The organism is Pseudoalteromonas sp. B160 (genome assembly GCF_037162485.1).
Lineage (GTDB): Bacteria > Pseudomonadota > Gammaproteobacteria > Enterobacterales > Alteromonadaceae > Pseudoalteromonas > Pseudoalteromonas rhizosphaerae.
Window position 1 is genome coordinate 1,507,612 of sequence record NZ_JARLUX010000001.1, and the last position, 14,494, is coordinate 1,522,105.

At 41.5% G+C, this 14,494-nt stretch carries 11 protein-coding genes and 1 tRNA gene; 2 read left to right on the top strand and 10 right to left on the bottom strand.

Features of this window, described 5'->3' with window-relative positions:
- Window positions 1-137: 137 nt before the first annotated feature.
- A tRNA-Ala gene (locus tag P4S61_RS06950) sits at window positions 138-213 on the top strand.
- A gap of 193 nt (window positions 214-406) precedes the next feature.
- Here P4S61_RS06950 and P4S61_RS06955 read toward each other — a convergent pair.
- Window positions 407-1,654, bottom strand: coding sequence for a glutamate-5-semialdehyde dehydrogenase (locus P4S61_RS06955; protein WP_145238119.1), 1,248 nt, complete (start codon window positions 1,652-1,654; stop codon window positions 407-409).
- The gene (gene proB / locus P4S61_RS06960) at window positions 1,651-2,757 is read right to left on the bottom strand and encodes a glutamate 5-kinase (protein ID WP_145238116.1); all 1,107 of its coding nucleotides are present in this window, start codon (window positions 2,755-2,757) and stop codon (window positions 1,651-1,653) included. The genes P4S61_RS06955 and proB overlap by 4 nt, the downstream gene beginning before the upstream one ends.
- A 919-nt stretch (window positions 2,758-3,676) precedes the next feature.
- On the opposite strand from proB, the gene P4S61_RS06965 reads away from it, so the two are divergent.
- A complete protein-coding gene (locus P4S61_RS06965; protein ID WP_145238113.1) occupies window positions 3,677-5,539 on the top strand; it encodes a cation:proton antiporter in 1,863 nt (620 codons plus the stop codon).
- A 66-nt stretch (window positions 5,540-5,605) separates the two neighbouring features.
- On the opposite strand, the gene P4S61_RS06970 is transcribed toward P4S61_RS06965, so the two are convergent.
- The 8 genes from P4S61_RS06970 to mutL all read right to left on the bottom strand — a co-directional run bounded on the left by P4S61_RS06970 (window position 5,606) and on the right by mutL (window position 14,484).
- The gene (locus P4S61_RS06970) at window positions 5,606-6,229 is read right to left on the bottom strand and encodes a tetratricopeptide repeat protein (protein WP_145238110.1); all 624 of its coding nucleotides are present in this window, start codon (window positions 6,227-6,229) and stop codon (window positions 5,606-5,608) included.
- A gap of 148 nt (window positions 6,230-6,377) precedes the next feature.
- Window positions 6,378-7,691 (bottom strand): adenylosuccinate synthase, encoded by a 1,314-nt coding sequence (locus tag P4S61_RS06975; protein WP_145238109.1) that lies wholly within the window; start codon window positions 7,689-7,691, stop codon window positions 6,378-6,380.
- A 217-nt stretch (window positions 7,692-7,908) separates the two neighbouring features.
- Complete coding sequence (gene hflC / locus P4S61_RS06980; RefSeq protein ID WP_145238107.1) at window positions 7,909-8,787, bottom strand: protease modulator HflC; 879 nt, start codon at window positions 8,785-8,787, stop codon at window positions 7,909-7,911.
- A 5-nt stretch (window positions 8,788-8,792) separates the two neighbouring features.
- A complete protein-coding gene (hflK, locus tag P4S61_RS06985; protein WP_149980499.1) occupies window positions 8,793-9,959 on the bottom strand; it encodes an FtsH protease activity modulator HflK in 1,167 nt (388 codons plus the stop codon).
- A gap of 106 nt (window positions 9,960-10,065) precedes the next feature.
- Window positions 10,066-11,349: a ribosome rescue GTPase HflX gene (hflX, locus tag P4S61_RS06990; RefSeq protein WP_149980498.1), complete on the bottom strand. Its 1,284-nt coding sequence runs from the start codon at window positions 11,347-11,349 to the stop codon at window positions 10,066-10,068.
- 16 nt (window positions 11,350-11,365) lie between these two features.
- The gene (hfq, locus tag P4S61_RS06995; RefSeq protein ID WP_064668197.1) at window positions 11,366-11,629 is read right to left on the bottom strand and encodes an RNA chaperone Hfq; all 264 of its coding nucleotides are present in this window, start codon (window positions 11,627-11,629) and stop codon (window positions 11,366-11,368) included.
- A gap of 79 nt (window positions 11,630-11,708) precedes the next feature.
- Window positions 11,709-12,626 (bottom strand): tRNA (adenosine(37)-N6)-dimethylallyltransferase MiaA, encoded by a 918-nt coding sequence (gene miaA, locus P4S61_RS07000; protein WP_149980497.1) that lies wholly within the window; start codon window positions 12,624-12,626, stop codon window positions 11,709-11,711.
- A gap of 10 nt (window positions 12,627-12,636) precedes the next feature.
- Entirely contained in the window at window positions 12,637-14,484 is a 1,848-nt protein-coding gene (gene mutL, locus P4S61_RS07005) for a DNA mismatch repair endonuclease MutL (protein WP_182732165.1), read from the bottom strand.
- Window positions 14,485-14,494: the final 10 nt, after the last annotated feature.

Sequence of the window (14,494 nt, forward strand, 5' to 3'; positions counted from 1 at the left end):
CCAAAAATTCATTGTTTGCGTAAAAATTCAAAAAATATATAAATAATACTTGACCAAATTTAGAAATCTCATTAAAGTTCGTCCCGCTTGAAACGGAACCTCCAAGTAGGTTACGAAATTCGTAACTTTAGGAATGTGGGGCTATAGCTCAGCTGGGAGAGCGCCTGCCTTGCACGCAGGAGGTCAGCAGTTCGATCCTGCTTAGCTCCACCACTTTCCTACTCTTCAATTTTTATCACTATGGCTCTCATGCCAAATTCAATTTTTAAATCTTTGTCATTTTAATCAAAAAACTGTTTATTTTATGTTAGTTATTTTTTAGCTATCAGTTGTGCGCTGCATGGTATTTACGATCAAAAATGCCGAGCATAAACTCGGCATTTTAATTTGGTTATTCGACTACCAATTATTCGCGAATTTGACCTACACCATTGACGAGGTATTTCTCCGTCGTTAATGATTCTAAGCCCATTGGACCGTAAGCGTGTAGTTTTGACGTTGCGATACCAATCTCTGCACCTAAACCTAACTGTGAACCATCAGAGAAGCGTGATGAGGTATTAACCATCACTACTGAGGCATCAACACTGCGCTGGAACAATTCAGCCGCGGCTTGGTTTTTAGTGCAAATAACTTCCGTATGGTTTGAACCAAATTGCGCAATATGCTCAATTGCACCAGCAAAATCTGGTACTACACGAATCGCGATTTCTAAATCTAAATATTCTTCGCCAAATTCCTCTGGCGCAAGCACTGTTGCATCATCAAAATATTGTGCGGCTTGGCTATCTGCATTTATTTTTACACCTTCTTGGCGTAATACAACAGCACATAAATTTAAAAACTCATCTGCAACATCCTGATGAACGACAAGTCCTTCTAATGCATTACATACGCCAGTACGCTGAGTTTTACCGTTCAGTAGCAAGTTAATCGCCACTTCTAAGTCAGCGTCTTTATCTACGTATAAATGACATACACCTTTAAAATGCTGGATCACAGGAATTGTACTGTTATCTGTTACAAAGTTAATTAGCCCTTCGCCGCCGCGTGGAATAATTAAGTCAATGCTGTCACGTTGCTGCATCAATTCCATTAATAATCCGCGGTCTGGATCTGGAATAACGGAGATTAACGCTGCCGGTAAATTATGCTGCTCTAATACTTGATGCATAACACTAGCAATTGCTTGCGAGCTTTTAAGCGCCTCTTTACCACCACGTAAAATAACCCCATTACCTGATTTGAAGCATAACGCTCCAGCATCAGCGGTTACATTTGGACGCGCTTCATAAATCATACATACCACACCAAGTGGTACGCGCATTTTACGAATTTTAATCCCGTTAGGACGTTCAGTAATATCGCGTAATTGACCCACCGGATCATCAAGGCTTACTATCACTTCAATGCCTTCAGCCATCGCTTCAATACGTTCGTCATTAAGCGTTAAACGGTCAATCATAGCGGCTGCTAGATTGTTATCACGGGCTGCGGCTAAATCACTTTCGTTTTCTTTAATAATAAATGCTTTTTGTTGGCGTAATGCTGCAGCCATATCCAGTAGCACCTGATTTTTAGTCTCGGTATCGAGTAAGGCTAACTGATGTGCCGCTTTTGCTGCCTGACGTGAAATATCTGTAATTAAACTCATGACTTCTCCAATAATGCGATATCTTTCTCTGAAATAACGGGACCAATCGAATCTTGCATCTTGTCGCTAAATTCGCTTTGTTCGTTATCAGCTATAAAATTCAATAAACAACTACTGTAATTTGCAGTTGCTTTGGCTAATCGAGTGCCGTCGCTGCTACGTACCAAAATGGTATCGCCTATTGCAAACTCACCATGCACTGCGACAATTTCATCGCCACGGATACAGCCAGTTTCACCTTCTAAAGATTCATCGTATGAACCTGCGACAACGACTTCACCTTGCTCACTTGCAGTATGAGTCATCCAGTGAACAGCTTCTTGCATCGGTTTTTCGTATGGTAAGAAAATAGTACCTGGGTTCTCACCTTCCAGCAGTTTTGTAAATGTCTGCTCTTTAAAACCATTAATTATATAAGTAGTAATACCATGTGAAGTCGCTTTTTCAGCTGCTTCAATTTTAGTTTTCATACCACCTGTACCAACCGCACTGGTAGCAGATCCTGCCATAGCATAGATTGATTCATCAATTGATTTAATTTCAGGCAGTAATATTGCATCATCGTGCAGATTAGGGTTTTTATCATAAAGCCCATCCACATCTGAAAAAATCATCAATGCATCAGCATCTGCTGCAGCAGCGACCATTGCCGATAAGTTATCATTATCACCGACTTTTAAATCATCAGTTGTCACCGTATCATTTTCATTCATGATTGGCAGCACACCATGATCCAACAAAGTGAAAACAGTTTCTCTAATACTCTCATAACGCTCACGGTCACGTAAGTCACCATGAGTTAATAAAATCTGCGCCGATGGGAAATCAAAAAAGCGGTCCCACATAGCCATCATTTCGGTTTGCCCTGCTGCTGCCATGGCTTTTTTCATTGCCACAGTGCGCTCTTGTGTCTTCGGAAATAAATGCGCGCCAGCGGCAACTGAGCCTGACGAAACTAAAATAACTTCAATTCCTTGACTACGACAACGAACAATAAACTGAGCGATGGTTAATAAATAGCGTGAGCGACAACCATCTTGATCAGGTGCAATCAATGCGCTACCTACTTTTAATACGATACGTCGCCAATTTAACTTTTGCATAAATGTTCAACTTTCCATTTTAACTGTGACTTACCCTAGTTTGGATAAATCTGAAAACAACCACCTAGTGTTTACCTAGGTTACGAGTTAACAATTTGCACTTGCTTTTGCTCACTTTCTTTAACCATCACTTTTTAATACTCAGCCGGAAACGCTCACTTAGTTAATTAACAAAGTGCGTTAGATATAGCATAACTTTGGCTCAATCATTAAGACTGAACAGTTATAAAGTAAATAAAAAGTGTTGTTTATGCATCGCTGTAAAAAGCTGTGTGAAGCTTTTTTATTAACAACATACATAGAGCCTCTAAAGTCTGGTACACCAACAGATAGGGTGATGACTCAAGGACCGAGATTTGCTCACCACGATGGGTGTCAAATATTGAGTAAGTAACAGTTCAACTCAAACAATATGAATCACAATAAAATGTAATTTATGTTCAAATTAACTAATTACTAAAAATGAGTAAAATTGTACAAACTGCATTCAAAACAATTAACAAATTGATTTTTAAGCATATAAATATAGTGACCTCAATCTAAGTTGTTGTAATTTAAAGCAACTTAAAAATAACTATATGTATTCGCTTATACCTAACAAGTAACTAATTAGATGACTAATTGTTTGAACACTAACTATATTACGCTACTTTTAGCCTAAAGATCAAGACTATATTTTATTCACTCGGCTTACTATTACAGCTAATAAATTTTAAAGTCTATAAGATTCAGTTAGTTAAACAGAGTTTAATTTGTTTCAAATATTTCAAAACCAATAAATTATCATTTCTTCTACAAATAAGTTCGTAAACAGCTAAAATTCTATTAGGAAAAATTAACATACACGTGTATACCCCTGTATTATAAGTATCGAAAGGTTTACTCCTAACTGTTGTAATAAATAAGGAATACTTCATCTATGTCAGCTATTTATATCGCAGGGATCGCTCTATGTTCGGTTCTCGCCCAATGGATAGCATGGGGTTTTCGTGTCCCAGCTATTTTATTTTTGTTACTTACCGGCCTGTTACTTGGCCCTGCTACGGGTTTACTTGATCCAGATGCACTGCTTGGTGATTTACTCTTCCCTGTGGTCTCGCTCAGTGTTGCGGTGATCTTATTTGAAGGTTCTTTAACTCTACACTTTCGAGAGCTCAAAGGTATTGGCAAGGTAGTCCGTAACTTGTGCTCTATTGGCATGATTACGACTTGTATAGTGATAAGCCTCAGTGCCTATTGGATTTTAGAACTCAACTGGCGTGTAGCAGCGGTGCTCGGTGCGGTATTGGTTGTTACTGGCCCAACAGTTATTGCACCGCTATTAAACTCAATGCGGCCAACCCAAGACATTGATCGCATACTACGCTGGGAGGGCATTGTTATTGACCCAATTGGTGCTTTATTTGCGGTTTTAGTATTTGAAGCGGTAATGCTAGTTGGTCAAGGTGAAGTGTTTATCCATACCGTAATCGCCTTGTTTAAAACCTTAGGAGTCGGTTTATCTATTGGTGTGGTCGCAGGTTGGCTTACAACGTTACTGATCCGCCGCGAATGGCTACCATTTGAATTACATAAATTCGGCATCTTAGCTCTGGTACTTATTAGCTTTACAGTCTCAAATCATTTGAGCCATGAGTCAGGTCTATTAGCGGTTACTGTATTTGGTATTTGGTTAGCGAACCAAGACGATTTAGAAATTGATTCTGTTTTAGAGTTTAAAGAAGATCTGTCTATGATCTTAATTTCAACCTTATTCATTTTGCTTGCTGCGCGTTTAGAATTAGCTGATTTAATGATGCTTGATGCCGATGTGTTTATCTTTTTGGCTATCGTATTATTTATCGCTCGCCCATTGTGTATTGCGATCTCCACTTTCGGCACTGAGCTACCAATTAAATCTCGCTTAGTACTCGCGTGGATTGCTCCGCGCGGTATTGTCGCAGCAGCGGTAGGCTCTGTTTTTGCTATTAGTATGATGGAAGCTGGTGTTGCTGACGCCGAGAAAATGGTGCCACTGATTTTTACCGTTATCATTATCACAGTAGTTCTGCAAAGCTTAACTGCGATTCCGATTGCGAAGCTATTAGGTGTTCGTCAGCCTTCACCTAATACTATTTTGATCATTGGTGCAAACCATGTCGCTCGTGCCATTGCTTGTGGGCTAAAAGAGCAAAATATTCAAGTACACTTATCAGATCCAGCTTGGGAAAACTGCCGCATGGCACGTATGGATGGGCTGCCTTGTTATTATGGTAACCCGCAATCAGAACATGCTGAACGTTACTTACCCCTGACAACTCTACGCAGCGTAATGGCGCTTTCGCCAAACCGCCATCATAACGCGCTAGGCGTGCAGTATTTTTCACATTTATTGAATGAAAAGAACGTCTTTTCATTGCGTTCTTCTACCTCTCACGCCAAAGCAAACAAAGACAGCGCGACGTTTCTATCTCGGCAAATTTTGTTTGGTGACAGCGGCTCTTATGCACGTTTAAGTAGCTTAATTGCCAAAGGCGGCAAGGTCAGTGTAACGCGAATTTCTGAAGAGTTTAACTGGGGCAAATACCAAGAGATGAACAGCGATGCAATTCCGTTATTCATCCTCAATGGTGACAAAGACAGTGATGATGATAGCCCTATCAAACTGCGTCCGTTTACTATTAATATGGAAAAACCGCCGCAAGAAGGTGAACGTGTCGTCGCGATGCTGCCACCAAAAATGTCGGTATTGAAAGATCCTAATAATGGCAAAAACAAAGAACCGAAAGAAATAAAAGAGTAAAACGAAAAGGGCTAGGTATCACACCTAGCCCTTTTACTTTCAACTTGCTAACTGATCAGCTCATACCTACATCGGCAAGCGTGCTCGCGCGACAACACTATCGGGCATTTTTTGCGCCAATTGGGCTAGCGAGCGTTCAATCTTTTTATGGGTTGCTTTATCTGCAACCATACTATGAAATAACCAACGATATGCGTCTTCGTAATCACGTGGACTGCCATAGCCTTGATTAAATAAATTAACTAACCGCAATTGTGCTTTTAAATTACCTTGTGATGAAGCTTCACGTAGGTAAGTCACAGCAAGCGCTTTATCCTTTTGCACCAATCGACCCGTGTCATAGTATCGCCCGAGTTGCTCTAATGCCGCCGCTAAGCCTTGCTGCGCTGCTTGACGCATATAATACACACCAAGCTCTACATTACGATCAACACACACCGCATACGCCAGCATATCGCCATATAAAAATTGATAAGAAGGCAGTGCCATTTTATTGGCTCGTGCTTCGATATCTTGTACTAACTGGCAGTCATCTGCTTTTACTCGTGCAAGATGTGTATTACTATTGATCAAAGCAAGCAGCTCAGTTTCTGTATATAGTGGCACGGCAGCTATGGTCTCTTCAGACTTGGCGTGGCTTGCCAGCAAAAACGATAACGGCACTAATGATAAACAAGTTAACAAACGCATTTAGGTCACTTTAAATTAAAAACCATCTTGCTAAAGTTTATACAAAGATCGTTCCATAATGAAATTTATAAATAGCTTATTTATTATAAACACTATCCCCAGACACAAAAAAAGCTGCACAAGGCAGCTTTTTTAGTACTATTAGTAATTATGCAAACGGACTGCGTAATACCATAGTTTCTACACGGTCAGGACCTGTAGAAATAATATCAACAGGTACACCGGTGATTTCTTCAATGCGTTTGATGTAATCAAGTGCCGCTTTTGGTAGCTGCTCAACAGTAGTAGCACCCACTGTATTTTCAGTCCAACCAGGCATCTCTTCATAAACTGGCGTTACTTTATCATAACCTTCAGCAGCAAGTGGCGTCACATTAGTGATAGTGCCATCTTCTAACTGATAACCAGTACAGATTTTTAGTGTTTCTAGACCATCTAACACGTCTAGTTTAGTTAAACAAAAACCTGAGATAGAGTTAATTTGTACTGCACGGCGCATAGCCACAGCATCTAACCAACCAGTACGACGTAAGCGACCAGTCGTTGCACCAAACTCATGACCTACGGTACCTAAGTGCTTACCAACTGGGTCTTGTTTTTCTAAACCGTCGTAAAGCTCGGTAGGGAAAGGACCAGAACCAACACGCGTGGTGTAAGCTTTGATAATACCTAGTACATAATCAAGATTTAACGGACCAAAACCAGCACCTGTAGCAACGCCACCAGCAGTAGTATTTGAAGACGTTACATATGGGTAAGTACCGTGATCGATATCAAGTAATGTACCTTGCGCGCCTTCAAACAAGATGTTGTCGCCCGCTAGACGCGTTTGATCAAGTAACTCAGTTACGTCAACAACCATTGCTTTAAGGATATCTGCAACAGCCATTGCATCATCAAACGTCTGTTGGAAATCTACCGCATCTACTTTGTAATAATTTACTAAAGTGAAGTTATGGTATTCCAATACTTCTTTAAGCTTCGCAGCGAATAATTCAGGGTTGAATAAGTCACCGATACGCAAACCACGACGGGCTACTTTATCTTCATAAGCAGGACCTATGCCGCGACCTGTTGTACCAATCGCTTTATTACCACGTGCTTTTTCACGAGCTACATCTAATGCGATGTGGAAAGGCAAAATAAGCGGACATGCTTCACTGATCAATAAACGTTCACGTACTGGTACGCCACGTTCTTCAAGCATGCCAATCTCTTTCATTAGCGCTTCTGGTGAAACAACAACACCATTACCAATCACACACTTAACATTGTCACGTAATACACCCGATGGAATAAGGTGTAAAACTGTCTTTTCACCTTCGATTACCAGTGTATGACCAGCGTTATGGCCACCTTGGTAACGAACTACTAAAGATGCTTTGTCTGTAAGGAGGTCAACTACCTTACCCTTACCTTCGTCACCCCATTGGGTGCCTAATACAACAACGTTTTTACCCATTGTAAATTCACTTAGAAAAAATTAGGACGAGATTTTACCAGATAATGAGGGGAAAGATCACCCCCGTTTAGGTTATTTTTTCTGCGCAGTCGTACAACGACCTTTGCAATAAAAATTAACTGGTTGAATAACATTAAGTTACTCATAAAAATTCATCTTACTAAAAGAAAAACCCTGCATACACAGGGTTTGGATTTGTGCTAGATTTAGAAAAAGATTACTGCGCTGCAGCACCTTTCATATATCTAAAGAAGTCACTGTCTGGTGATAATACCATTACGTCTTGCTTATCTTTAAAGGTCTTTTTATAGGCCTCTAATGAACGTACAAAACCAAAGAATTCAGCATCTTTATTGTACGCATTGGCATAAATAGCCGCAGCTTTTGCATCGCCTTCACCGCGAACGGTACGGGCATTACGCTCAGCATCAGCCAGCATTACTGTGACACGACGGTCAATGTCAGCACGAATCGTTTCGGCTTTTTCTTGACCTTCAGAGCGATGCTCTTTAGCAACAGCAGTACGCTCTGCACGCATACGTTGGTAAATCGAATTACTCACTTCTGACGGTAAATTGATTTGCTTAACACGTACATCAAGTACTTCAATACCTAGCTCTTGAGCACTTTCAGAAGCTTGAACTAATGCTTCTTCCATTAACTCGCTACGTTCACCGGAAACAATCTCACGGATAGTACGTGAACCAAAGTTAGTACGTAGACCATTATTTACTTTTTGCTTAAGTAGTGCTTCAGCGTATTGCTTATCACCACGGGCACGTAAGTAAAAAGCACTAAAATCACTAACACGCCATTTTACAAACGAATCAACTATTAAGTCTTTTTTCTCGCTAGTAACAAAACGATCCGGTGCACCATCTAATGTCTGAATACGCGCATCAATACGGCGTACTTGACTAAAGAAAGGTACTTTGAATTGTAAGCCAGGACCATAAACAATTGCTTTATCATCACTGTCTTTTTGCACTTTGCTGAATAGCATAACAATTGCTTTTTGCCCTTCAGGTACTACGAACACTGACGAAAAAGACAACACAACGGCCGCTAGTAATATAACTAAACTAAAGTTTTTCATTGCGCTTATCTCCCGTCGTTAAAGCGATCAGCACCAAAGCGGTCTGAACTTGAGTTCACAGTGCTATTGCGCGATGTATTAACTTTATTGCGTAAGTCGTTAATATCACTTGAGCTAGGTAATGCAACACGGGTTGCGTTCCCTTGCTTATCCATGATTTTATCAAGCGGTAAATACATCATATTATTGCCGCCCTTAACATCAACTAACACTTTTGAACTGTTACCTAGCACTTCTTCCATGGCATCAATATATAAACGCTCACGGGTTACACGCTTAGCAGCCTGATATTCAGGTAATAGCTTTTCAAAACGCGCGACTTCACCTTGTGCTTCTAAAATAATGCGCTCGCCGTAACCTTCAGCTTCTTGCGTCATACGAGTAACTTGACCACGAGCACGTGGTTCAATTTCACGCGCGTATGCTTCAGCTTCACGAATAAAACGTTGTTCATCTTCTTGTGCGGCAATGGCATCATCAAACGCGTCTTTAACTTCAGCCGGTGGGCGTGAGTCTTTAAAGTTAACGTCAGTTACGATCAAACCTAAGTTATACGGTTCGACGATTTTATTCAGTTCATCCCACGTATTTTGACGCACAACCTCACGGCCATTCGTTAATACTTGGTCCATTTTTGAATGACCAACAACATAACGCAGTGCACTCTCTAGCGCTTCTTCTAAGCTAGAATCAGCATTAGTTACACTAAATTTGTATAGGAAAGGATCAATAACACGGTATTGCACCTGAAACTCAACGCTTACCACGTTTTCATCTTCAGTGAGCATAAAACCAGACGTCGATAATGAGCGAACGGCTTCAATATCAACCGGAATTACCGTTTCAATAAACGTCATTTTCCAACGCAGACCTGGATCTGCAATGCGGTCAAATTGACCAAAATGTAAAACGATGCCGCGCTCTGCTTCTTTCACGGTATAAATACCGCTCAATGCCCATACAATTGCAGCAATGATCAGTACAAATGAAAGACCAGCTCCACCAAGTCCGCCGCCGCCATTGCCGGATTTTTTACCGCCAAATAAGCCACCAAACTTGCTGCTGAATTTACGAAACACCTCGTCTAAGTCAGGTGGGCCTTGATCACGTCCGCCTTTTTTGTTCCACGGATCTTTGTCATTGCCATTATTACCCGGTTCATTCCAGGCCATAGCTATACTCCATTGTTATCTAAATAATTTAGGTAATTACGTTAAATCTAACAAAAATACCGCAGTTCTCATACTAAAAATGACATTGTGCAGTAGTTTTTTCGAATTACGAAATAAAAGCGTCGATTTCAGGACCAAACTCTTTTCTTAAACGATTCCATTCTACCATAGGCAGTCGAGTAGCAAGTAACCAATGACCCTGTTCATCAAAGTCTTCTTGATGCACGGCATTTAAATTGAACAACGCAGCACGTAAACGACCATATTGCGGAGCTAATTTAAGCGTATGAACAAACATTTTCTTTGCTAACAGCTCGCTGATAGCTTCAGACAATAATTCACACCCTGCGCCACTGTGTGCCGACAACCATACTCTAATAGGCATGCCTTCATCGTCACGGTCAATACGTGGTTCAATATCTTCAAGCGCATCAATTTTGTTGTAAACCAACAATTGCGGCACTTCATCAGCTTCTATTTCTTTAAGAACCGATTGTACCTGTTCAATATTCTCTTTACGACGATGATCCGCAACATCGACCACATGAAGTTGTAAATCAGCTTCACGAGTTTCGGTTAGCGTCGCTTTAAATGCGGCAACTAAGTCATGGGGTAAATGACGAATAAAGCCAACGGTATCGGCTAAAATTATCGAACCAACATCTTCTATTTCGAGTTTGCGTAAGGTTGGATCAAGCGTCGCGAACAGTTGATCAGCAGCATACACATTAGAGTTAGTAATGCGATTAAATAGCGTCGACTTACCCGCATTGGTATACCCTACCAACGACACCGTAGGAATTTCATTGCGGTTACGAGCACGTCTACCTTGCTCACGCTGCACTGCCACTTTCTCTAAACGCGCGCGAATACTTTGAATACGAACTCGCAATAAACGTCGATCTGTTTCTAGCTGAGTTTCACCAGGCCCGCGCAAACCGATCCCGCCTTTTTGGCGTTCAAGATGCGTCCAGCCTCGGATCAAACGCGTCGACATATGACGCAATTGTGCTAGCTCAACCTGCAACTTACCTTCATGGGTACGTGCACGTTGCGCAAAAATATCAAGAATAAGCGTCGTTCTATCAAGCACACGACATTGGCAAACGCGTTCTAAATTGCGTTCCTGTGACGGTCTGAGTTGATGATTAAAAATGACGACATCTGCGTTGTGGATTTTGACAATCTCAGCGATTTCTTCAGCCTTTCCGGTACCGACGAATAGTTTCGGATGTGGTGCTTGACGGCTGCCTTGCACAACCGCCAAACTGCTAACACCAGCAGAAGATACCAACATTTCCAATTCATGAAGATCTTCACGATCCCCTTCTTTTGGAAAGTCGATATGAACTAAGACTGCCTGTTCGCCGGCTTCATAACGGTCAAACAAACATTATGCTCCTAATTTAAAAATTTCCAGCTTCAGGCTCTTCACCGTCTTCGCTTCCTTGAATACCTTGGAAGTTAACAGCACGAGCAGGAACTACGGTAGAAATCGCATGTTTATACACCATTTGATTCACGGTGTTTTCTAGTAAAATAACAAATTGATCAAATGACTGGATCTTACCTTGTAGTTTGATGCCATTAACCAAAAAGATTGATACTGGAATACGCTCACGACGTAGCGCATTCAAAAATGGGTCTTGTAACGATTGGCCTTTTGCCATGTTATTTTCCTTCGTTCTAGGTGTTATTATAATTAAGTGGCTGAACTCATTTAACAAAGCTAAAAAATTTCAACTACTACTAGCTTAGCGAACTTACAACACGTTGCAAGTTTTCTTCATCACCCGTTGTTAACCACGTTACATCGGGCCAACCTCTTAACCACGTCAATTGACGCTTAGCAAGCTGTCGTGTTGCTGCAATACCGCGAAAGACCATTTCATCGTAATCAATCTCGCCAGCAATGTAATCCCACATTTGTCTATAACCCACGCAACGAATGGAAGGTAAGTTAGGGTGTAAATCCTTACGTTGATATAGGGATGAAACTTCATTTTCAAACCCCTGCTCAAGCATTATTTTAAACCTTTGTTCAATTCGCTGGTGTAAATCGGCGCGATCATCAGGCGCAATAGCAAATTGATGAAAAGTATACGGTAAACTCGGCTGCTTACTTTTTTGTAATTCAGTCATTGTTTTACCCGTTAATCGGTAAACTTCAAGGGCGCGGTTAATGCGTTGCGAGTCATTCTCGCTCATTTTTTGTGCCGCTTGCGGATCAATTATCTCAAGCTCTTTATAAAGTGCCGGCCAGCCATGTTGCTTGGCTTGTTGCTCAAGCTCTGCTCGTACTACCGGGCATGCTTCAGGTAATGGCGATAATCCATCAATTAATGCTTTAAAGTACATCATTGTACCACCAACTAATACAGGCACTTTACCTTGTTGGTGAAATTGGTCAATCTTTTCAATTGCATCACGACGAAAATCAGCTACTGAGTAACTTTCGCTAGGGTCGATTAGATCAATTAAATGGTGTGGCGCAAGCGCTAACTCATGTTGATCTGGTTTTGCCGTACCTATGTTCATATCTTTATACACTAAGGCTGAATCGACGCTGATTATTTCAGTTTTTAAATGTTGGCATAAGGCGATTGCTAATGCAGTTTTGCCTGCAGCGGTTGGGCCCATTAAAAAAATGACCGGTAAATTACTCAACTCGATAACCTTAATCTAACTGTGCTAAAAAATAACTTAAATCTATTTTAACTGCTTTTGCAGATAAACGCTGGATTGTTTGCGGATTATTTTGCATTCGCGTAACCGCCAAGGCAAAAGCTTGGCTGGCAAAAAAGCGCTCGGGCACTTGGCTAAGCTGCCAGTTTAGCCATTGCTCCACACTATTAAGCTCAGCCTTAGTGGCTTTTAATAGCGCATCTACGGCTTGGCTCACATCAAGCAGATACAAACTCTGTGGCAACTTTTTAACCATCACAAATTGCTTTTCAATCAATAACTCAAAGCCCAGCAAGGTAAACCATGATTGTTGCTGTGTTAAGCTTTGGCTGTCTTCTTTACTGATATTAACTCGCACAGGCAATAGTAAGGCTTTTCCTTCTAAGCTGCCTTGCTCAGCAATAAGCTCAAGCCAATCATTGACTAATAAATATTTAAAGTGTGAGCAATATAATTGCTGTTGCAGGCTAAATACACAACCGCCATCACTTTGTACCAGCAACGGCTGCGCACTTTGCGTCTGTAACAATGGTGCTACTTCTTGAGTAACGCCAATAGGTTGATCAAAATGGCTGGCGTGTTGCTCATTGACCCCTTGATAAAACGCACTCACATCTTGATGATTTGTCCGGCTCGCTTGCTTACTTCGCTCGCTTGAACCTGTATATCCACCACCACTAGGTGCTAAATTAGCACCGTAGCGAGCTTGCTCCGCTGGTTGTAAGTGCGACTTAGGATAATCAAACAAACTGCCTGCTGTATTGCTGGAGTGAGCGGGTGTTGCTGTATGCGCTGCTTTAGCATCGCTGTGTTGCGAATCAACATGCTGAGTAACACCAGCAAACTCATCTTGAAGCGGCACCACGACTTGTTTAATTGCCTGCAGAATAAAATCATGCACTAAGCGACCTTGATGAAAACGCACTTCGTGTTTCGCAGGATGCACGTTTACATCCACTTGACGCGGATCAATGTCGATATAAATAACAAAGCCCGGTAGCTCTTCTTGGCCTGCGACTTCTTCGAACGCTTGGCGAATGGCATGAGAAATAAGCTTATCGCGCATCATACGATTATTTACATAGGTATATTGCGTAGTATTACTCGAGCCAACTGGTAGCACCCAACCATGTAGCTGCAAGCCTGTATCGCCTGACTCAATATATAACCCCTGCTCAGCAAAGGCTTTACCTGCAACCTGAGCGACCCGAGCAATAGCCTGTGCAGGGTCGGTTTTAGCACGATATTGACGCACTACTTTATCGTTATGGGTGAGGGTAATTGACACATCAAAACGGCTCAGGGCAATACGCTTTATTAACTCATCAATGTGAGTAAATTCGGTTTTTTCGGTGCGTAAAAATTTACGTCTAGCGGGCGTATTAAAAAATAAGTCTTTAACTTCAATGGTGGTCCCGTCAGGGTGAGCAGTGGGTTTAATCTGCACCGCCATATCTCGCCCCTGTGCAAATGCTTGCCAAGCAGCCTCTTGCTGTTTGGTTTTTGAGCTAAGCGTCAAACGCGATACCGAACTAATGGACGCCAATGCTTCGCCGCGAAAGCCCAAAGAACAAATATTTTCTAAATCATCAAGGGACTTTAATTTACTAGTAGCATGACGAGAAAGCGCCAACGTGAGCTCGTCTTTATCAATGCCTGAGCCGTTATCACGAATGCGAATAAGCTTATGACCGCCGCGCTCAATATCAATTTGAATACGTGTTGCGCCTGCATCTAGGCTATTTTCAACGAGTTCTTTGACCACAGATGCGGGTCTCTCAACCACTTCGCCCGCAGCAATTTGGTTAGCTAATCGCGCGGGTAATATTTCAATGCTCATACTGATCCTA